Genomic DNA, 20,002 nt, shown 5'->3' with positions numbered 1-20,002 from the left:
CACAGCGCTTTGCGGCGGTTTTGAGATTGCCTTCGCGGGCAAGTCGGATCGCCGCCCGCTCGCTCCTACAAGTTTTCAGGTGTTCACATAATGTGTGAACGACGCTGAACCGTAGGAGCGAGGCTTGCCCGCGAAGCTTTTTATCCACAGATATTTTTCTTGTGCAGGCTTGACGAAGTTTCGCCAATACGTTTTGATTGCTTTCATTATCTTTCGAATCGAAACTTACCAGATCATGTCGAAACGCAATACACCCCAACGCCGCCACAATATCCTCGCCTTGCTCAATGAACAGGGCGAAGTCAGTGTGGATGAGCTGGCCAAGCGCTTCGAAACGTCGGAAGTTACGGTTCGCAAGGATTTGGCCGCGCTTGAGAGTAATGGCCTGTTGCTGCGCCGTTATGGCGGAGCGATCACCATGCCTCAGGAACTGGTCGCCGACATCGGCCAACCGGTCTCCAAATACAAGCAGGCCATTGCCCGTGCCGCTGTCACGCGGATTCGCGAGCATGCGCGGATCATCATTGACAGCGGCAGCACCACCGCTGCCATGATCCCGGAACTCGGCCAGCAGCCGGGACTGGTGGTGATGACCAATTCCCTGAACGTTGCCAATGCATTGAGCGAACTCGAACACGAACCGGTGCTGTTGATGACCGGTGGCACCTGGGACCCGCATTCCGAGTCCTTTCAGGGGCAGGTCGCCGAGCAGGTACTACGTTCTTACGATTTCGACCAGTTGTTCATTGGTGCCGATGGCATCGATCTGGTTCGCGGTACCACCACCTTCAATGAATTGCTGGGTCTGAGCCGAGTCATGGCTGACGTCACCCGTGAAGTGATCGTGATGGTGGAGGCCGACAAGATCGGCCGCAAGATTCCCAACCTGGAACTGCCCTGGAGCAGCGTCCATACCCTTATTACCGATGAACGCCTGCCGGTTGCGGCACGCGATCAGATTCAAGCCCGCGGCATCAATTTGATTTGCGCGGCTGTCAGTCAGGAGAAATAGCATGTGTGGAATTGTCGGCGCAGTCGCAGAACGTAATATCACCGCCATCCTGCTCGAAGGCCTCAAGCGCCTGGAATACCGTGGCTATGACAGCGCCGGTGTGGCGGTCTTCACCAACGATGAAAAGCTTGAGCGCATGCGTCGTCCGGGCAAGGTCAGCGAGCTGGAAATCGCCCTTGAAGCCGAACCGCTGGTTGGTCGCCTCGGCATCGCCCACACTCGTTGGGCCACTCACGGTGCGCCGTGCGAGCGCAACGCGCACCCGCATTTCTCAGGCGACCTGGCCGTGGTGCACAACGGCATCATCGAAAACCACGAAGCCCTGCGTGAACAGCTGAAAGCCTTGGGTTACGTGTTCACTTCGGACACCGACACCGAAGTCATCGCTCACCTGCTGAACCACAAACTCAAGGACCTGCGCGACCTGACCGTGGCCCTCAAAGCCACCGTCAAAGAGCTGCACGGTGCTTATGGTCTGGCGGTTATCAGCGCCGATCAGCCGGATCGCCTGGTTGCAGCCCGCAGCGGCAGCCCGTTGGTGATTGGCCTGGGCCTGGGTGAAAACTTCCTCGCTTCCGATCAGTTGGCCCTGCGTCAGGTCACCGACCGTTTCATGTACCTGGAAGAAGGCGATATCGCCGAAATTCGCCGCGACAGCGTGCACATCTGGGACGTGAACGGCCAAGCCGTCGAGCGTGAAGCCGTGCAGTACCGTGACGGCGCCGAAGCGGCCGATAAAGGCGAATACCGCCACTTCATGCTCAAGGAAATCCACGAGCAACCGTCCGTGGTTCAACGCACCCTCGAAGGTCGTCTGAGCCCGAATGGTGTGCTGGTACAAGCTTTCGGCCCACAGGCCGCGGAGCTGTTCGCCAAAGTACGCAACGTGCAGATCGTCGCCTGCGGCACCAGCTACCACGCCGGCATGGTTGCCCGTTACTGGCTGGAAGAACTGGCCGGTATCCCGTGCCAGGTCGAAGTCGCCAGCGAATTCCGCTACCGCAAAGTCGTGGTACAGCCGAACACCCTGTTCGTGACCATCTCCCAGTCCGGCGAAACCGCCGACACCCTGGCCGCCCTGCGCAACGCCAAGGAACTGGGCTTCCTCGCCAGCCTGGCGATCTGCAACGTCGGCATCAGCTCACTGGTGCGTGAATCCGACCTGACCCTGCTGACCCAGGCCGGTCGCGAAATCGGCGTGGCCTCGACCAAAGCGTTCACCACTCAATTGGTCGGTCTGCTGTTGCTGACCCTGTCCCTCGGTCAGGTTCGCGGCACCTTGGCCAAAGGCGTCGAAGCCACCCTGGTCGAAGAATTGCGTCGTCTGCCAACCCGCCTGGGCGAAGCCTTGGCCATGGACGGCACCGTAGAGAAAATCGCCGAACTGTTCGCCGAGAAGAAGCACACCCTGTTCCTCGGTCGTGGCGCGCAATTCCCGGTAGCGATGGAAGGCGCCCTGAAACTCAAGGAAATCTCCTACATCCACGCTGAAGCCTACCCGGCTGGCGAACTGAAGCACGGCCCGTTGGCGCTTGTGGATAACGACATGCCCGTGGTCACCGTGGCGCCGAACAACGAACTGCTGGAGAAGCTCAAGTCCAACCTCCAGGAAGTCCGCGCCCGTGGCGGCCAGTTGATCGTCTTCGCAGACGAAAAGGCTGGCATGACCAACGGCGAAGGCACCCACGTTGTGCACATGCCGCACATCCACGACATCCTGTCGCCGATCCTCTACACCATCCCGCTGCAGTTGCTGTCGTACTACGTGGCGGTGTTGAAAGGGACTGATGTTGACCAGCCGCGGAACCTGGCTAAGTCGGTGACAGTGGAATAAGTTATCCACAGCTGACTGAACAATAAAAATCGCAGCCTATGGTTGCGATTTTTTTTATCCAAATGAAGGACATGCCCTATGGACCGATTCCAGGAAATGCAGGTCTTCGTCGCCGTTGCCCAGGACCAAGGCTTCTCAGCGGCAGCCCGGCGTTTGGGGATGTCGGCCGCCAGTGTGACCCGGGCGGTGGCGGCGCTGGAGAAGCGCATCGGCACGCAGTTGCTCACCCGCACCACCCGCAGCGTGCATTTGAGCGAGGCGGGGCAGCGTTTTCTGGAAGATTGTCGGAGGATTCTCGCCGAGGTGCAGGAAGCCGAGGATTCGGCAGCCGGAAGCCACGCCCAGCCCCGTGGGCAATTGACGATCACCGCGCCGGTGTTGTTCGGTGAGTTGTTCGTCACGCCGCTCACGGTCGGTTACCTCAATCAATTTCCTGAAGTCACCATCAATGCGCTGCTCGTCGACCGGGTGGTGAGCATGGTCGAGGAGGGCATCGATGTGGCCGTGCGCATCGGTGAATTGCCTGACAGCAACCAGCATGCAATCCGAGTGGGCGAGGTGCGGCGGGTGATTTGTGCTTCTCCAGCGTTTTTGGCGAGCCGCGGCAAGCCTCGGCACCCTAATGATTTGAACGGGGCGCCGATTATCGCCACCTCGTCCATTGGCCAACTGAGAACCTGGCCGTTTCTTGAGGCGGGGGAGCCGATCAGCGTTCGTCCTGAACCGCGCCTCGTGGTCACCGCCAACCAGGCGGCTATCACTGCTGCCGCCATGGGACTGGGCCTGACCCGAGTCCTGTCGTATCAAGTCGCGAGCAAGGTGGCTTCCGGTGAGCTGGAAATCGTTCTCGCGGACTTCGAACTGCCGCCATTGCCCATTCATGTGGTCTACCAGGGAGGGCGCAAGGCTCCGGTGCGGGTCCGCAGTTTTGTCGACTTCGCGGTGAAGGCGTTGCGTGAGCACCCGGCCCTGCACGGCTGACGGTTTATTGCGTTGGTTGAAATAATGGATTGCGTTTGCTGGTTATTCTGTTGTTTTGGTTGATGGTGGAAGATGACTCCCATCGGCGCTGATCTTTCCTGAACGGCGCCACTACCCAGCGGAGTCGACCATGCAAGCCATCAAACTCTACAACTTCCCTCGCTCTGGCCACGCTCACCGTGTGGAGCTGATGCTGTCCCTGCTGCAACTGCCAACCGAGCTGATCTTCGTTGATCTGGCCAAGGGCGCGCACAAGCAGGCGGATTACCTGGCACTCAATCCGTTAGGTCAGGTGCCGGCAATTGATGATTCAGGCGTGGTGCTGGCCGATTCCAACGCGATTCTGGTCTACCTGGCGCAGAAATACGGCAACGGTCGCTGGCTGCCCACCGATCCGGTCGGTGCGGCCAGGGTTCAGCGCTGGTTGTCGATCGCCGCAGGGCCGATTGCCTTTGGCCCGGCAAGAGCAAGGTTGATCACGGTGTTTGGTGCGTCTTACAACGCTGAAGAGACGATCGCTTACGCCCACACTTGGCTGAAAATGATCGATCAGGAACTGGCCGCAACCCAATACCTCGTCGGCAACGAGCCGACCATTGCCGATGTCTCGGCCTACAGCTACATCGCCCATGCGCCGGAAGGCAACGTGTCACTGGATGACTACGCCAACATCCGCGCCTGGCTGGCGCGCATCGAAGCCTTGCCAGGGTTTGTCGGCATGCCGCGCACCGTCGCCGGTTTGCAAAAAACTGCCTGAAGCTCACGGCCCGACTCAGTCGGGCCGTTTTGGTTGCGCGATGAGCGCAGGGGAGAAGCCGTTATGGACCGTTCACCTTGGCACGCTGGTGAGAAACAGTTGCAGGCTCACGTCGGTGTAGCCGAGCGAATGGATACATTAGGTCGTAGGGTGATTCGCGGCGAGATGCCGGATCAGCACCGCCAGTTCTATCAGCAATTGCCGTTCATGCTGTACGGCGCGGTGGATGCTGACGGCAACCCTTGGGCCAGTATTCTGGAAGGGACGCCGGGTTTTGCTCATTCTCCAGCGCCTGCGCTGTTGCAGTTCGACAGCCTGCCCGGCAGCGACGACCCTGCGCAATTGCAAGAAGGCGCGGCGATCGGTCTGCTCGGCATCGAGCTGCACACTCGGCGTCGCAACCGAATGAATGGCCGAGTCGGCGCTGTGACGGCGAACGGCTTCGGGGTGACGGTGGAGCAATCGTTCGGCAATTGTCCGCAATACATTCAACTGCGCCAGTTTCGCTCGGTGCCCTTGGCGGATCCGGCGACCCGTGTGGCGCAGCACCTCAATGCGCTGGATGACGCAGCCCAAGCCATGATTGCTGGCGCCGATACCTTCTTTGTCGCCAGCTATGTGGACGTCGAGGGCCAACGCTCGGTGGACGTTTCTCATCGGGGAGGCCAGGCCGGTTTCGTCCAGGTGGAAGGCAATCGCCTGACCATCCCGGACTTCGCCGGTAACCTGTTCTTCAACACCTTGGGCAACCTGCTGATCAATCCTCGTGCCGGTTTGCTGTTCATCGATTTCAATTCGGGCGACCTGCTGCACCTCAGCGGCCGCACGCAAGTCATCCTCGAAGGCCCGCAAGTCGAAGCCTTTCAAGGGGCCGAGCGGTTGTGGACTTTCGAAGTGGAGCGCGTGGTGCGCCGGCCTGCGGCGCTGGCCTTGCGCTGGCGCTTTGACGGCGTGTCACCCACCAGTTTGATGACCGGCACCTGGGCGCAGGCGAACGCTCGCCTGCAAGCCAAGGCCCTGGGCGATCGCTGGCGGCCGCTGCGGGTGGCGCGTATCGAACGGGAAAGCCACAACATCCGTTCGATCTATCTGGAGCCTGCCGATGATGCCGGGTTGCCGGTGTTTCAGGCCGGGCAACATTTGCCGTTGCGATTCAACATTGCGGGCGATGTGCATATCCGCACATACAGCCTGTCGAGCGCGCCGTCCGATGACTTTTTCCGCATCAGTGTGAAGCGGGATGGGTTGGTGTCTTCGCACTTGCATGAGCAAATCCGTGTTGGCGATGTGCTGGAAGCCCGTGCGCCTCAGGGGCATTTCACCGTGGCGGCCAATGAGCGGCGGCCGCTGGTGCTGCTGGCTGCCGGCGTCGGTATCACGCCGCTGCTGTCGATGGTGCGTGAGGTGGTTTATCAAGGCCTGCGCACACGGAGCATCCGCCCGACCTGGTTTTTCCAGAGTTCGCGAACCTTGGCCGATCAACCGTTTCGTCCTGAGCTGGATCGCTTGCTTCATGGCCTCGGAGACGCGGTGCGCGTGCTGCGGTTGCTCAGTCAGCCGGAGCCGGACGCCCATGAAGGTGAAGATTTTGACCTGACCGGGCGCATTGACGCCGACCTGCTCAAGACGACTCTTGAGGTGGAAGACTACGACCAAGTGGATTTTGTCCTCTGCGGCCCGGGCAGTTTTACCCAAGGGCTGTACGACAGCTTGCGGGATCTGGACATTCGCGACGCAAGGATTCACGCCGAAACCTTTGGCCCATCGACGCTACGGCGCACGCCGGACCCGGACGCCATAGTCATTGAGCAACCACCGGCCGCCACCGTTTCGGTGCCCGTGGTGTTCCAGCGCTCGGCCAAAGAGGCACGCTGGCAGCCGGACGGCGGCAGTTTGCTGGAGCTGGCGGAAAGCCGCGGATTGCGCCCGGAATTCAGTTGCCGCGGTGGTTCCTGCGGGACCTGCAAGACTCGCCTGATCAGCGGGGAGGTGAGTTACCCACAGCCTCCGGCGGAGGTGCCCGATGCTGGAGAGGTGCTGATTTGTTGCGCGGTGCCGGCGCAGGGTTCACAGCCGTTGGTGCTGGATTTGTGACCAATCTAAAGAACACAGAACATCCCCCGTAGGAGTGAGCCTGCTCGCGATAGCGGTGTGTCAGCCCACTTCAATGTTGAATGTTAAACAGCGATCGCGAGCAGGCTCACTCCTACATTGGGCCGATGTTGGCCTGAAAAATACGTCGAGCGTCCTACAGACTTGAGTGTTCCTGGAGACGATTCCGACACGTTCTAGCGGTTGTCGTGTCGGAAGTCGGGGGGATAGGCTTTGGGTGTCGCTGCACATCAGTGACCGGGCATCGCGGCCCGAATTAGCTTACTTGGTGCATAATCACCCGCCCCAATCGACAGTCTTGAGCGTTCGTCGTTTGGTCTTATGGTGGCTCTGCTGGCGCAGGTGCGAAAAGCCTTCGAGCAGACCCGTCAGATGAGCATCGACGGCTTCAGCGACCCGCTGGAACTGGGCGTCGCCAGCCTCGGCGAAGAGGCCCGCGTGGCACGCACCGCTGGCGACTGGAACCGCGCCATCAACCTGTACGCCACGCAGAATCGTCACGGCTCGGCGGTGGGGTACACCTCGCTGAAGCTGCTGATGGCGGATCTGCTGGCGATGCCTGAGGATCAGTTGACCGAGTTGCTCAAGGGCAAACCGGTGCAGCAACTGGTGACAGCGTCGCTGATCAGTCGCTTGGGCTGGTCATTCGGTGATCAACCGCCAAACGAACTGAAACTGATCAAACTGCTGCAAAGCAGCACGCGCGGCAGCCTGGACATCGCTGACCGACTGGCGGCGATGAATTATCAGCAGGGCGATTACGCCAGCACCAAAGCGTTCCTTGAACACGCTGGGGACGGTGGTCTGGCGTGGTGGCTGCGAGCGAAACTGGCGCTGCGTGATGGCGACAAAAACGCAGCGGCTGCGGCGTATGCCAAGGCTGCCCAGGCCGTCCCGCAGAACGAGTCGTGGGGCGAGCGACGCACGCCGGATTACGATTTCGAAAGCCTGCAGCCCAAGTGTCGGGTCGAGGGTGAAAGCGCGATTCTTGCGTTGCAACGCGGGGACTACCTGCAAGCGTTCGATCAGCTTTATCGCAGCCAAAGTATCTATTGGTTCGATGCCGCGACCGTTGCCGAGCGGGTGCTGACCGTCGATGAACTCAAGCATTACGTCGACACCCAGGTGCCGGCACCGCCAGCGCTGAGCCACCAGCGCTACGTCAAAGAAGGCCCGTATGTGGATTGGGCGGTGGATTTCGGTCACCAGTGCCCGTATCCCGACTTGGAGAATGCCAGCAAACGTTATGTGACCCAGGCGACTGACGCCACCCGTTCGGTGCTGCGACCGTACAAGTGGCCGTTGCAGATCGGTGGCGTCATCGCGGTGATGGCCGCGGCGCTGTTGTTGGTCAGCCGACGCCGTCGCCGTAAAGCGCAGTGAGGCTCAGGCCTGTTGAACAAAGGCCAGCCGCACGGCGAAACCGATCAACAGGCTGCCGAACAACCACTGTTGCAGGCGCTGGGCCGAGGGACTGCGTTGCAGCCAGCGGCCCAGTGCGGCGCCGGTCAATGCGTAGGCGCTGTCGAAGAGTAAACCGACGCCGACCAGCAGCACGCCCAATACTGCAAATTGCGCGAGCACCGGTCCGGCGTGAGGGTTGATGAACTGTGGCAGCAACACCGAGCAGAACAGCAACGCCTTGGGGTTGAGCAGGTTGGTCAGCAAACCGCGCTGGATCGCGTCCTGCCAGCGAGGTTTTTCGAGGGCGGCATCGCTGCCATTCAGGTTCGGCAACATCGTGGTTCGCAGGCACTGAATGCCGATCCACAGTATGTAAGCGGCCCCCGCCAGACGCACCACGTCGAATGTCCATGGCGCGGCTTTGAACAGCGCCGCCAGCCCCAATGCGGCCAACGCCACATGACAACCACGGGCAATGCCCAGGCCCACCGCCGTCGCCAATGCCGCGCCTTTGCACTGACGGGCGCCGGTCTGCAGCAGCAGAATCATGTCCGGGCCGGGCAACAGATACACCACCGCCAGCGCCATGAAAAACAGCCAGAGTCCTTCCACGTTGCACCCCATTCGTTGTCGATTCGGTAGCGCCAGTCTAGGACCGAAGGGAGGGGCAGGTGCTTGCGTAGTCAGCTTCTAAAGCATCGATAATTGGCATAACCTGCCACTTCGTCGCGATAAAACCATCAGGATCTGCCAAACCATGAAACTGGACGCCTACGACCGGAAAATCCTCGCAGCCCTGCAACGGGATGGTCGCCTGAGCAATGTGCAATTGGCCGATGAGATCGGTTTGTCCGCTTCGCCATGTTTGCGCCGGGTGCGGATGCTGGAGGAGGCCGGGGTGATTCGCGGCTATCAGGCCAATCTTGATCGGGATGAAGTGGGGCTTGGGCTGACGGTGTTTGTCGGGGTCAAGGTGGAGCGCCACAACGATGAACAGGCCGAAGCCTTTCGCCAGGCCGTGACGGCACTGCCCGAGGTGATTTCGGCGTTTCTGGTGTCAGGGGAGTCGGATTTTCTGCTGCAAGTGGTGGTGCCGGATTTGCGCGGGTATGACCGCTTTCTTACGGAGCGGCTGCTGAAATTGCCGGGCGTCAGTGACATCCGCAGCAACTTTGCGATTCACACGGTGAAGACACCGGGGGCGTTGCCGTTGGGGCATTTACCGGGTTGAGACCGAGTCGACCCCATCGCGAGCAGGCTCGCTCACACAGGGGATTTGTGGCGTTCACAAAACCAGTGTAGGAGTGAGCCTGCTCGCGATGGCGGCCTGACTGACGACATCAATCCATCAGGCTGACTTACATCTGCGTCGCCATCCCCTCCACATTCATCGCCGCCTGACGCAACGCCTCGGACCGCGTCGGATGCGGGTGGCATGTCAGCGCAATGTCTTCAGCCGAAGCGCTGAACTCCATTGCCACACAATATTCACCAATCATTTCACTGACACTCGGCCCCACAAGGTGCACGCCGAGAATCTCGTCGGTGCGCTCATCGGCCAGCACTTTGGCGAAGCCTTCGGTCTCGTGGTTGATCTTCGCCCGGCTGTTGGCGGTGAAGGGAAACTTGCCGACTTTGTACGCGCGACCTTCAGCCTTGAGTTGCTCTTCGGTCTTGCCGACGCTGGCCAGCTCGGGCTTGGTGTAAATGACGTTGGGGATCAAGTCGTAGTTGACTTCGCCCGCCTTGCCGACGATCTGCTCGATGCAGGCCATGGCTTCATCTTCGGCCTTGTGGGCGAGCATCGGCCCGGACGTGACGTCGCCGATCACCCACACGCCAGCGGCTTCGGTGCGGTGGCCCTTGTTGGCGAGCATGCCGCGTTTGTCGGTGCTAAGGCCGACGTTTTCCAGACCCAGACCCTCGGTGTAAGGCCTACGCCCGATAGAAACCAGCACGTAATCGGCCTCTATCGTTTCGGCCGTGCCACCGGCTGCGGGTTCGACGCTGAGCTGAACGCCGGTTGCCGAGGGTGTCGCATGGGTGACTTTTGAGCTCAATTTGAAGCTGATGCCCTGTTTGCTCAGCGAGCGTTGCAGGGTTTTGCCTGCTTCACCGTCCACGCCGGGGCAGATCCGGTCGAGAAATTCGACCACGGTCACCTGAGCGCCCAAGCGCCGCCATACCGAGCCCAGTTCCAGGCCGATCACGCCGGCACCGATCACCACCAGGTGCTTCGGCACTTCGGCCAGTGACAGCGCGCCGGTGGAGTCGAGAATGCGTTTGTTATCGATCTCGACGCCAGGCAGGGGAGTGGGTTCGGAGCCGGTGGCGATAATGATGTCCTTGGCGCTCAGTTCAGTCTTGCTGCCCTGGCTGTCGGTCACCGTCACTTTGCCCGGTCCGTCGATGTGGCCCCAGCCTTTGATCCAGTCAACTTTGTTTTTGCGAAACAGAAATTCGATGCCCTTGGTCAGCCCGGTCACGCTTTCATCTTTCTGCTTCATCATCTGGGCGAGGTTGAGGGTCGGTTTGACCTCGATCCCCAGGTTGGCGAATTCTGAGCCCATGGCCGCGTCGTAGAGTTCCGAGGCATGCAGAAGCGCCTTGGATGGCATGCAACCGACGTTAAGGCAGGTCCCGCCGAGCGTCGCCCGACCTTCCACGCACGCCGCTTTCAAGCCCAGCTGACCTGCGCGGATCGCTGCGTTGTAACCGCCGGGGCCACCGCCCAGAATCACGACGTCATAAGTGCTCATGGATGTACTCCTGGACTGAAAGGGCAATGGCTGGGTAACCGTAGTCTTTGATTAAAATTACGGACGTAATATGTGCGTTTCGGGCTATTTCGGTCAAGGCTTCAGCAAGGCGACAGGTCGAGCGTCTTTAGATAGAACGAATTAGTACAAAAATTTCACCACTTTCGTTATATCGTAACGAACTGCGATGTGGTCAATGATAAACACTGGGGTGGTATGCAAGTCGATCTCGAAGTCGATGGAACACAGGTAGAAGGGCTGCCGCGCTTTCAGCAGGCGGTCTTTCAAGGGCGGCGATTGCGTCAGTTCGCCATCGGCCTGGGCGCCTTGGCGGCGGTCGGTCTGTTATTGGCGTTTTTTGTCGGGCTGTTTGCACCGCTGTCGCTGTGGGCTCCGTTGCTGGTCAGTCAGAGCGCCGGTTTGCTGGTGCTGGTTGCCGGTCTGCAATCGGCTTGGTGGGTGACTCAGTGGCGTGCGCAGGCGATGAGCCCGACGCTGCCGGTGGTGGTCTCGGACGACACCGTTGCCCCGGAAGGCTGGTATGAACGATTGCTGGAGCGACTCAGTCAGCGTTGGGTGCGCATGCTTGGGCAGATCGGCGCGCCGACCCTCTGGCTCGCCGGTTGGGCGCTGTTGACGATCTTCAGCATCAGCCAGTTCTGGAACCTCACGTTACCGCCCGCTGCGTTGGGCTTATCGGCAAGCGTCGGCGCCGCATTGTCGTTATTGCTGGCCTTCGGTTTGCTGGTACTTGAGCGTCAGCTCGCCCAGGAAAACGTCGCCCAATGGCCAGAAGCGGGGCAGTTGGCGCAGATGAGCCGGGTGGCGATCATTGGCCTGGTGTTAAGCGCTTTATGTTTGTTGTTCAGCAACGAAGCATCAGTCTGGCCTGCGCGGTTGGCGGTGCTGATCGGCTTGCTGCCAGGGCTGGTCGCGGTTGAGTTGCTGTTGCGCGCGGTGTTGTCGCTGTTCAGCCCTCGCCGTGAACAACTTGAACCGACATTGCTGGCACGCAGCTTCGTCGCCGACATGCTGCGCTGGCCGCCACAACCGTTGCTGGCATTGCAGCATGAACTGCATAACCGCTTCGGCATCGACTTGCGGCAGATCTGGGCCTTCACCTACATGCGCCGGGCGTTTTTACCGGTGATGGCGGTGGTGGCGATCGTCGGGTGGTCGCTCACCGGCATTCACGAAATACCGCTGCAAGGGCGGGGCATCTACGAGCGTTTCGGCAAACCGGTGGAAGTGTTCGGTCCTGGTCTGCATGCCGGTCTGCCGTGGCCGTTGGGCCGGGTGTTGAGCGTTGAAAACGGTGTGGTTCACGAGTTGGCCACCAGCGTTGGCGAAACGTCGGCGCCGGTGGTCGTCTTGGAACCTGCGGAAGGCCCGGCACCGGCGATTGCCAATCGTTTGTGGGACGCCAGCCATGTCAACGATAAATCCCAGGTCATCGCCAGCAGCCGTGCCGACAAGCAGAGTTTTCAGATCGTCAACATGGACGTGCGTTTTGTCTATCGCATCGGCCTGACCGATCAAGCCGCGTTGGCCGCGACGTACAACAGCGCCGATGTACCGACGTTGATTCGCAGCACCGCCAGCCGGATTCTGGTTCACGACTTTGCTTCGCGAACCCTCGATGGTTTGCTCGGCGAAGACAGGGTAGGGCTGGCCGAAGAGATTGGCCACGCCGTGCAGGCTGATTTGCACAAACTCGACAGCGGCGTGGAAATCCTCGCCACGGTGGTGGAGGCCATTCACCCGCCAGCCGGTGCGGCCAATGCTTATCACGGTGTTCAGGCGGCGCAGATTGGTGCCCAGGCATTGATCTCCCGCGAGCGCGGTGCGGCAGCGGAGGCGACCAATCAGGCGCAGTTGCAGGCCAGCATCGCTCGCGATCAAGCGACAGCCAGTGCGCATGAAATCAACTCCACCGCCCAAGCGGCGGATCTGAAATTTACAGCCGAACAAAAAGCGTATGCCAGTGCCGGCCAGGCGTTCGTGCTGGAACAGTATTTCAGCCAACTGACCCAAGGCCTGGCCAACGCCAAACTGCTGGTCCTCGATCATCGGCTGGGCGGCAGCAACAATGCGCCGACCATCGACCTACGTACTTTCACGCTGCCGGCCGATCCTGCGTCGCCGCGCAATAGCGCTCAGCCAGGAGCTGCCAATTGAGCCAGTCGCATACTCACGATCACGATGATCACGATGATCACGATGACCACGCTGGCCACGATCACGGCCATGGCGGACATCACCACGGTCATCACCACCATCACCACGGTGATCCACAAGAAGCCGGGCCATTCCCGTGGCGGCGCATGGGCTGGGCGGCGTTGCTGGTGGCATTTGCCATCGCGGCAGCGAGTCTGGTGCAAGTGCGCTCGGGGGAGGCCACGGTGATCACTCGCTTCGGCAATCCGTCGCGGGTGTTGCTGGAGCCGGGCCTTGGCTGGCGTTGGCCGGCACCGTTTGAGGCGGCCATTCCTGTCGATTTGCGGCTGCGTACCACCTCCAGCGGTTTGCAGGATGTGGGGACGCGCGACGGTTTGCGCATCATTGTTCAGGCGTATGTGGCGTGGCAGGTGCAGGGCGATCCGGACAACGTGCAGCGCTTTATGCGGGCCGTGCAGAATCAGCCGGACGAAGCGGCGCGGCAGATTCGTACGTTTGTGGGCTCTGCACTGGAAACCACCGCGAGCAGTTTTGATCTGGCCAACCTGGTGAACACCGACGCCAATAAGGTTCACATCGCAGATTTCGAGGCGCAGCTGCGTCAGCAGATCGATCAGCAGTTGCTGACCACGTATGGCGTTCGGGTGCTGCAAGTGGGCATCGAGCGTCTGACCCTGCCGTCGGTGACACTCACCGCCACCGTCGATCGCATGCGCGCCGAGCGTGAAACAATCGCCACCGAGCGCACCGCCATCGGCAAACGAGAAGCTGCGCAAGTTCGTTCTGCCGCCGAGCGTGATGCGCGCATCGTGCAAGCCGATGCGACGGTGAAAGCCGCTGATATCGAAGCTCAATCCCGCGTCGAAGCTGCGCAGATTTATGGCCGTGCCTACGCCGGTTCACCGCAGCTCTACAACTTGCTGCGCTCCCTCGATACCTTGGGCACGATCGTCACCCCGGGCACCAAACTGATATTGCGCACCGATGCCGCGCCTTTCCGGGTGTTGGTGGATGGTCCGCCGACCCTCGATAACAAGTCCGGGTCGCAGCCATGAATTTAGTTCCACGTGGAACACATGAGTTAAGTAGCCCTTGGATTCAGGCCGGGCGATTGGCTTTTCTGGCGCTGTATGCGGTGACAGTTCTCGCCGCGTTGGCCTGGGCATTCTCCAATGTGCGGCAGATTGATCCACAGAATCGTGCGGTGGTTTTGCACTTCGGCGCGCTGGATCGCATCCAGAATGCCGGGTTGCTGCTGGCCTGGCCGCGTCCTTTTGAGCAGGTGATTTTGTTACCCGCAGCCGACCGGGTGATCGAGCGTCGGGTGGAAAATCTGCTTCGCAGCGACGCCGCATCGCAGGCTGATCGGTTGGCCTCTTTCGCTACACCGCTGAGCGATGCGCTTGCCGGCTCGGGCTATTTGCTGACCGGTGATGCGGGCGTGGTGCAACTCGATGTGCGGGTTTTTTACAAGGTCACCGAGCCCTACGCGTTCGTGCTCCAAGGTGAACATGTGCTGCCGGCACTCGATCGGTTGGTCACTCGCAGCGCTGTTGCCCTGACTGCTGCGCGAGACCTGGACACCATTCTGGTGGCGCGACCCGAGCTGATCGGCACCGACAATCAGGCGGCCGAGCGCCGCGAACGCCTGCGGGGTGATTTGGTGCAGGGCATCAATCAGCGTTTGGCGGAGCTGACCGCGACGGGGCAGGGACTGGGTATCGAAGTGTCGCGAGTCGACGTGCAATCGAGCCTGCCCGGCCCAGCGGTGAATGCGTTCAATGCGGTGCTGACCGCCAGCCAACAAGCGGACAAAGCCGTCGCCAATGCGCGTACCGAGGCCGAGAAACTGACCCAGGCTGCGAATGAGCAAGGTGACCGAACGCTGCAAATAGCTCACGCCCAGGCAAGTGAACGGCTGGCCAAAGCCTCGGCCGATACGGCCACGGTGTTGAGTCTGGCCAAGGCGCAACAACAGGGCACCGACCCGCAAATGTTGCTGCGCATTTACCGCGAACGGATGCCGAAGATTCTCGACCAGGCCGGCTCGGTGACGACGGTCAACCCGAAAGACGATTCCCGCCTGATCATTCAGGGAGCAGCACAATGACCGCCCAAACCGCCGCCACACCGAGCCTGTTGTCTTCGGCTGAACAACGCAGCGCTGCGCGCCAATTGACCTTGGCCATGCTCGCACTGGGCTTGCTCAGCCTCGGGTTGATCTGGCGTTGGCTGTCGCCGGAGCAGACCGGCGTCAGTCAATTGCTGTTGGGTTTTGCTTCGTTACTGGTGGCCGTGCCGGTGATGCGTTCGGCGTGGTACAGCCTGCGTTATCCGAGCCTGCACGGGATCACCGATCAGCTGATCGCCCTCGCCATGCTCGGCGCCTGGGCCACGGGAGACCTGCTGACCGCCGCGCTGCTGCCGATCATCATGATCTTCGGCCACGTATTGGAAGAGCGCAGTGTGATCGGTTCCCAGGAAGCGATTCGTGCCCTCGGCAAACTGACACGCAGTCACGCGCGCAAGGTTCAGGCTGACGGAGCCATCGTCGAAGTCGACAACGGCACACTCAAGCCCGGCGACATTGTGGAAGTGCGTGCGGGTGATCGGGTGCCGGCCGATGGTCGGGTGTTGTCCGGTCAGGCGAGCCTCGACACGGCGTCGATTACCGGCGAGTCGGTGCCGATCGAGGCCGGCATCGGCATGCAGGTGTTTGGCGGGGCAATCAACCTCGACGGTCTGCTGCGCATCGAAGTGACGCGCACCGGCAACGAATCGACCCTCGGTAAAGTCATTGCCCTGATGCAAAGCGCCGAGCGTTCAAAGCCGCCGATCACGCGTTTGCTCGAACGCTATGCCGGCAGTTACATGGTGCTGGTGTTGCTGTTGGCCGCGGTGACCTGGTTCGTCACCAACGATGCTCAGGCGATGCTCGCGGTGCTGGTGGCGGCGTGTCCTTGCGCATTGGTGTTATCGGCTCCGGCCACGGCGATTGCCGGCGTGGCGGTGGCGGCGCGGCACGGGATTCTGATCCGCAGTTCAGCGTTTCTCGAAGAGTTGGCGGACCTGACTTCGCTGGTGGTCGACAAGACTGGAACCCTGACGTTTGGCACCTTGCGATTGCAGTCCATCGACAGCCCGCTAGAAGACCGCAGCCATGTGCTGAAACTCGCCGCCAGTCTCGGCTCGGCGAGTAGTCATCCGGTGAGTCGTGCACTCGCCGGGTTGGTCACGCAGGAACATTTTCTGCTGCTCTCGGACATCCGTGAGCGCCAGGGTCTCGGCGTGGTGGCGATGACGGAGCAGGGCGAGGCAGCACTCGGGCGTCCAGAGTTGTTCGCGCAACTGGGCATCGCCACTTCAGTCGTTCCCGAACACGATGGCCCGATTGCAGGGCTTGCACTCAACGGTGAATTCCTTGCCTGGCTGTTGCTGGCCGACAGTGTCAAACCCGAGGCGCGTTTTGCCTTGAGCGAATTGCGAGAGCTGGGTTTGGGTCGCCAGTTGTTGCTCACCGGCGATCGGCACAGCGTGGCGCACACGCTGGCGCGCGATGTCGGCATCAGCGATGTTGAAGCGCAGGCCTTGCCTGAGGACAAACTCAATCGCGTGCTAACAGAAATCGGCAACGGCTTTCGGCCGATGGTGGTGGGGGATGGCATCAACGATTCGCTGGCACTCAAGGCGGGCGTCGTGGGTGTGGCCATGGGCGCGGGTGGCGCGGACATCGCACTGGCGTCGGCGGACATTGTGTTGATCGGCAGCGACCTGCGTCGCCTCGGAACTTGTGTTCGGTTGAGTCGCCAATGTCGACAGACTTTGCAGGTCAACGTGATCATCGGTCTGGGCTGGACCTTGGCGATTGTTGCCTTCGCTGCATTCGGCTGGCTCGGCGCTGCGGGGGCAATGATTGCGGCGTTGCTGCATAACCTCAGTACGTTGCTGGTGCTCGGAAACGCGGGGCGTCTGCTGCGTTTTCAGGAGCCTTTATTGAAAATCAAAGACGAGGCTTGAAAGGCTCTAAACCAAGGAGATGAAGGCAACACTAACTTTTTAGAACTGCACTTCAAGTTCGTAGTCATCTAGGGTAAGGACCATCGCCCACGACGGCTGGTTACGGCGCCGCGAGTTATGCAAAAACGCTATTAAATCGATAGCCAGCTATTTTTCCAGGATGGTCTACCCTCAAATCAGACGTCTGAAACAAGGGGGGATTCTCCATGCTCGCGCAACTTCCACCGGCCTTACAGAATCTGCAGTTACCGTTACGCCTGCGACTCTGGGACGGCCATGAATTCAATCTGGGGCCGACGCCCAGCGTCACGATTGTGGTCAAGGACCCACAAATGGTTTCCCAGTTCACCCATCCAAGCCTGGACGCGCTTGGAGCGGCGTTCGTCGAAGGTAAACTTGAGCTCGAAGGTTCCATCAGCGACGTGATACGCGTCTGTGATGAGTGGAGCCAGAAATTGCTCGGTGACCAAGACAGTCAGCCAGTGCGCACCGCCCATGACAAGGAAACCGACGCGAAGGCGATTTCCTACCACTACGACCTTTCCAATGCGTTTTATCAGCTGTGGCTCGACAGTGACATGGCGTATTCCTGCGCGTATTTCGAGACCGGCAGCGAAACGCTGGAGCAAGCCCAGCAAGCCAAATTCCGCCACCTGTGTCGCAAGTTGCGGCTGCAACCGGGTGAATACCTGCTGGATGTTGGTTGCGGTTGGGGTGGGCTGGCCCGGTTTGCGGCGCGTGAGTTCGGCGCGAAAGTATTCGGAATTACCCTGAGTAAAGCGCAACTGGATTTGGCCCGCGAAAGGGTTAGTGCCGAAGGTCTGGACGATCTGGTCGAGTTGCAACTGCTCGACTATCGCGATCTGCCTCAGGACGGGCGCTTCGACAAAGTGGTCAGCGTCGGCATGTTCGAACACGTTGGCCACGCCAACCTGGCCGAGTACTGCAAAACCTTGTTCGGTGCGGTGAAAGAGGGCGGGCTGGTGATGAACCACGGCATTACCGCCAAGCACACTGATGGCCGTCCAGTGGGACGCGGTGTCGGAGATTTCATCGAAAAGTATGTGTTCCCCAACGGCGAGTTGCCGCACTTGTCGATGATCTCCGCCGAGATCAGCGAAGCGGGGCTGGAGATCGTCGACGTCGAGAGTTTGCGCATGCACTACGCGCGTACCCTCGATCATTGGAGCGAACGCCTGGAGGACAATCTGGAAGCGGCTTCCAGACTGGTTCCGGAACAGGCGCTGCGAATCTGGCGGTTGTACCTGGCCGGGTGCGCTTATGCGTTCGCCAGAGGCTGGATCAACCTGCACCAGATCCTCGCGGTAAAAGCCCATGCCGATGGCAGCCATGAACTGCCATGGACGCGAGACGACATCTACCTTTAGAGAATCGGTGAGATAAGCCGGGCGATCCGCATGCCGACCTGTTGCAGGCGGCGGGTCTCCCGGCTTTCTTCTTTGGCGATCTCGTGGGCCTGGGCGAAGTCCTCGTTGAGCATCTGTTCCACCTCGGCGGCAAACGTGCTGTCGACGGTCAGCAACATCACTTCGAAATTGAGCCGGAACGAGCGGTTATCCATATTGGCGCTGCCTATGGCGCTGATTTCGCTGTCGATCAACACCACCTTCTGATGCAGGAACCCCGGCTGGTAGCGGAACACTCGCACGCCTGCGCGCACCGCTTCGAACGCGTAGAGGCTCGAGGCGGCGTAGACGATTCGGTGGTCCGGTCGTGAAGGCAGCAGCAACCGCACATCCACGCCTCGCAGAACCGCCAGTCTCAACGCGGCGAATACCGCTTCGTCGGGGATGAAGTAGGGGCTGGTGATCCATACCCGTTCTGTCGCCGCATGGATGGATTCGACGAAGAACAACGAACAGGTTTCGTAGGAATCGGCCGGGCCGCTGGCGAGTAATTGGCAGAGCACACCGTCGTCCGGATACTCGTCCGGCAGGATCAGCGGTGGCAATGATCGCGCTGCCCAGAACCAGTCTTCGGCAAAAGATTCCTGCATGCAGGCGACCACCGGCCCGCGCACACGGACGTGGGTGTCGCGCCAGGGCGCCAACGGTGGTTTCTCGCCCATGTATTCGTCGCCGACGTTATGCCCGCCGACGAAGCCCAGAATACCGTCGACCACGACGATCTTGCGGTGATTACGGAAGTTGACCTGGAAGCGGTTGAGCCAGCCGCTGCGGGTGGCGAAGGCTTTGACCTCGACGCCGGCATCACGCAACGGTTGCACGTAGCTGTGGGGCAGGGAATGGCTGCCGATGCGGTCGTACAGCAAGTAAACCGCCACGCCTTCGGCGGCTTTCTTCAGCAGCAGGCTTTGCAGGCGTTGGCCGAGGCGGTCGTCATGGATGATGAAGAATTGAATCAGCACGGCCTCTTTCGCGCTGTCGATGGCTTCGAAAATCGCTTCGAAGGTGGCTTGGCCATTAATCAGCAAGCTCACTTCGTTGTTCGCCAGGCACGGCATGCGCCCCAGTTTCGGCATGGCTCTCAGGGACGCGTAAGCGTTGGAGGCGCGTGCGGTCAACGCTTCTTCCACCCAAGGGCGCCAGTTGAGCTCGGAGATTGCCTTGCGCATCTCTTCGTTGGCCTGGCGTCGGGCCTTGATGTAGCCATCGAAGGTGCTGCGGCCGAAGACCAGGTATGGAATGAGCGTGAGGTAAGGCATGAAGATCAACGAGAGGGCCCAGGCGATGGATCCCTGAGCGGTGCGGACGGTGAGAACGGCGTGGATGGCTGCGATCAGGCCCAGCGTATGTAGCAGTGCGATCGTGTAGCCGAAAATGTGCGGTCCAAAGTAATCCATGGGGCAGCCTTGCTCCTGAAGATTCAATGCTTAACAGACCATGTTCCGTGCAGAATGTCGCTATTTAATTGGCCCATGAACTGAAGCCAATGGCTGACGTCTAACGGCCACTACTGATCAGGAG

General features: G+C 60.4%; 14 protein-coding genes and 1 pseudogene. 12 read left to right on the top strand and 3 right to left on the bottom strand.

The window, feature by feature from the left end; translation table 11 throughout:
* Window positions 1–232: 232 nt before the first annotated feature.
* From ACYZTY_RS28560 to ACYZTY_RS28535, 6 genes and pseudogenes are all read left to right on the top strand, one after another.
* Window positions 233–1,012 (top strand): DeoR/GlpR family DNA-binding transcription regulator, encoded by a 780-nt coding sequence (locus ACYZTY_RS28560; protein WP_461959409.1) that lies wholly within the window; start codon window positions 233–235, stop codon window positions 1,010–1,012.
* Between the two features lies 1 nt (window position 1,013).
* A complete protein-coding gene (gene glmS, locus ACYZTY_RS28555) occupies window positions 1,014–2,846 on the top strand; it encodes a glutamine--fructose-6-phosphate transaminase (isomerizing) (RefSeq protein ID WP_461956414.1) in 1,833 nt (610 codons plus the stop codon).
* 78 nt (window positions 2,847–2,924) lie between these two features.
* On the top strand, window positions 2,925–3,827 hold the full coding sequence (locus ACYZTY_RS28550; protein ID WP_461956413.1) for a LysR family transcriptional regulator: 903 nt from the start codon (window positions 2,925–2,927) through the stop codon (window positions 3,825–3,827).
* 130 nt (window positions 3,828–3,957) lie between these two features.
* Entirely contained in the window at window positions 3,958–4,584 is a 627-nt protein-coding gene (locus ACYZTY_RS28545; RefSeq protein ID WP_461956412.1) for a glutathione S-transferase family protein, read from the top strand.
* A 63-nt stretch (window positions 4,585–4,647) separates the two neighbouring features.
* The gene (locus ACYZTY_RS28540; RefSeq protein ID WP_461956411.1) at window positions 4,648–6,678 is read left to right on the top strand and encodes a 2Fe-2S iron-sulfur cluster-binding protein; all 2,031 of its coding nucleotides are present in this window, start codon (window positions 4,648–4,650) and stop codon (window positions 6,676–6,678) included.
* 348 nt (window positions 6,679–7,026) lie between these two features.
* Window positions 7,027–8,079: pseudogene (locus ACYZTY_RS28535) on the top strand (hypothetical protein); the annotation flags it as partial.
* A gap of 3 nt (window positions 8,080–8,082) precedes the next feature.
* Here the strand turns inward: ACYZTY_RS28535 and ACYZTY_RS28530 are convergent.
* Window positions 8,083–8,712 (bottom strand): LysE family translocator, encoded by a 630-nt coding sequence (locus ACYZTY_RS28530; protein ID WP_461956410.1) that lies wholly within the window; start codon window positions 8,710–8,712, stop codon window positions 8,083–8,085.
* A gap of 145 nt (window positions 8,713–8,857) precedes the next feature.
* Here ACYZTY_RS28530 and ACYZTY_RS28525 point away from each other — a divergent pair, with 145 nt between their 5' ends.
* Window positions 8,858–9,331, top strand: coding sequence for an Lrp/AsnC family transcriptional regulator (locus tag ACYZTY_RS28525; protein WP_461956409.1), 474 nt, complete (start codon window positions 8,858–8,860; stop codon window positions 9,329–9,331).
* A 127-nt stretch (window positions 9,332–9,458) separates the two neighbouring features.
* Here ACYZTY_RS28525 and lpdA read toward each other — a convergent pair whose 3' ends face one another.
* Entirely contained in the window at window positions 9,459–10,859 is a 1,401-nt protein-coding gene (lpdA, locus tag ACYZTY_RS28520) for a dihydrolipoyl dehydrogenase (protein WP_461956408.1), read from the bottom strand.
* A 216-nt stretch (window positions 10,860–11,075) separates the two neighbouring features.
* Here lpdA and hflK (ACYZTY_RS28515) point away from each other — a divergent pair, with 216 nt between their 5' ends.
* The 5 genes from hflK (ACYZTY_RS28515) to cfaB all read left to right on the top strand — a co-directional run bounded on the left by hflK (ACYZTY_RS28515) (window position 11,076) and on the right by cfaB (window position 18,442).
* The gene (hflK, locus tag ACYZTY_RS28515; protein ID WP_461956407.1) at window positions 11,076–13,037 is read left to right on the top strand and encodes a protease modulator HflK; all 1,962 of its coding nucleotides are present in this window, start codon (window positions 11,076–11,078) and stop codon (window positions 13,035–13,037) included.
* The gene (hflC, locus tag ACYZTY_RS28510; protein ID WP_461956406.1) at window positions 13,034–14,092 is read left to right on the top strand and encodes a protease modulator HflC; all 1,059 of its coding nucleotides are present in this window, start codon (window positions 13,034–13,036) and stop codon (window positions 14,090–14,092) included. The genes hflK (ACYZTY_RS28515) and hflC overlap by 4 nt, the downstream gene beginning before the upstream one ends.
* Complete coding sequence (gene hflK / locus ACYZTY_RS28505) at window positions 14,089–15,147, top strand: protease modulator HflK (RefSeq protein ID WP_461956405.1); 1,059 nt, start codon at window positions 14,089–14,091, stop codon at window positions 15,145–15,147. The genes hflC and hflK (ACYZTY_RS28505) overlap by 4 nt, the downstream gene beginning before the upstream one ends.
* Complete coding sequence (locus tag ACYZTY_RS28500) at window positions 15,144–17,054, top strand: cation-translocating P-type ATPase (protein ID WP_461956404.1); 1,911 nt, start codon at window positions 15,144–15,146, stop codon at window positions 17,052–17,054. The genes hflK (ACYZTY_RS28505) and ACYZTY_RS28500 overlap by 4 nt, the downstream gene beginning before the upstream one ends.
* 206 nt (window positions 17,055–17,260) lie before the next feature.
* A complete protein-coding gene (gene cfaB / locus ACYZTY_RS28495; protein ID WP_461956403.1) occupies window positions 17,261–18,442 on the top strand; it encodes a C17 cyclopropane fatty acid synthase CfaB in 1,182 nt (393 codons plus the stop codon).
* Here cfaB and cls read toward each other — a convergent pair.
* Window positions 18,439–19,878: a cardiolipin synthase gene (gene cls / locus ACYZTY_RS28490; RefSeq protein ID WP_461956402.1), complete on the bottom strand. Its 1,440-nt coding sequence runs from the start codon at window positions 19,876–19,878 to the stop codon at window positions 18,439–18,441. The two genes, cfaB and cls, sit on opposite strands and share 4 nt — an antisense overlap.
* Window positions 19,879–20,002 lie beyond the last annotated feature (124 nt).

Source organism: Pseudomonas sp. LB1P83 (assembly GCF_054897885.1).
Note: the sequence above shows the minus strand (reverse complement) of the source record. Positions and strands in the feature narration are given on the sequence as shown.

What these genes read in the sequence shown, in the direction of transcription:
- glmS (WP_461956414.1), top strand. Translation starts at nt 1,014, where the DNA reads ATGTGTGGAATTGTCGGCGCAGTCGCAGAACGTAATATCACCGCCATC.
- ACYZTY_RS28550 (WP_461956413.1), top strand. Translation starts at nt 2,925, where the DNA reads ATGGACCGATTCCAGGAAATGCAGGTCTTCGTCGCCGTTGCCCAGGAC.
- ACYZTY_RS28545 (WP_461956412.1), top strand. Translation starts at nt 3,958, where the DNA reads ATGCAAGCCATCAAACTCTACAACTTCCCTCGCTCTGGCCACGCTCAC.
- ACYZTY_RS28540 (WP_461956411.1), top strand. Translation starts at nt 4,648, where the DNA reads ATGGACCGTTCACCTTGGCACGCTGGTGAGAAACAGTTGCAGGCTCAC.
- ACYZTY_RS28525 (WP_461956409.1), top strand. Translation starts at nt 8,858, where the DNA reads ATGAAACTGGACGCCTACGACCGGAAAATCCTCGCAGCCCTGCAACGG.
- lpdA (WP_461956408.1), bottom strand. Translation starts at nt 10,859, where the DNA reads ATGAGCACTTATGACGTCGTGATTCTGGGCGGTGGCCCCGGCGGTTAC.
- hflK (WP_461956407.1), top strand. Translation starts at nt 11,076, where the DNA reads ATGCAAGTCGATCTCGAAGTCGATGGAACACAGGTAGAAGGGCTGCCG.
- hflK (WP_461956405.1), top strand. Translation starts at nt 14,089, where the DNA reads ATGAATTTAGTTCCACGTGGAACACATGAGTTAAGTAGCCCTTGGATT.
- ACYZTY_RS28500 (WP_461956404.1), top strand. Translation starts at nt 15,144, where the DNA reads ATGACCGCCCAAACCGCCGCCACACCGAGCCTGTTGTCTTCGGCTGAA.
- cfaB (WP_461956403.1), top strand. Translation starts at nt 17,261, where the DNA reads ATGCTCGCGCAACTTCCACCGGCCTTACAGAATCTGCAGTTACCGTTA.
- cls (WP_461956402.1), bottom strand. Translation starts at nt 19,878, where the DNA reads ATGGATTACTTTGGACCGCACATTTTCGGCTACACGATCGCACTGCTA.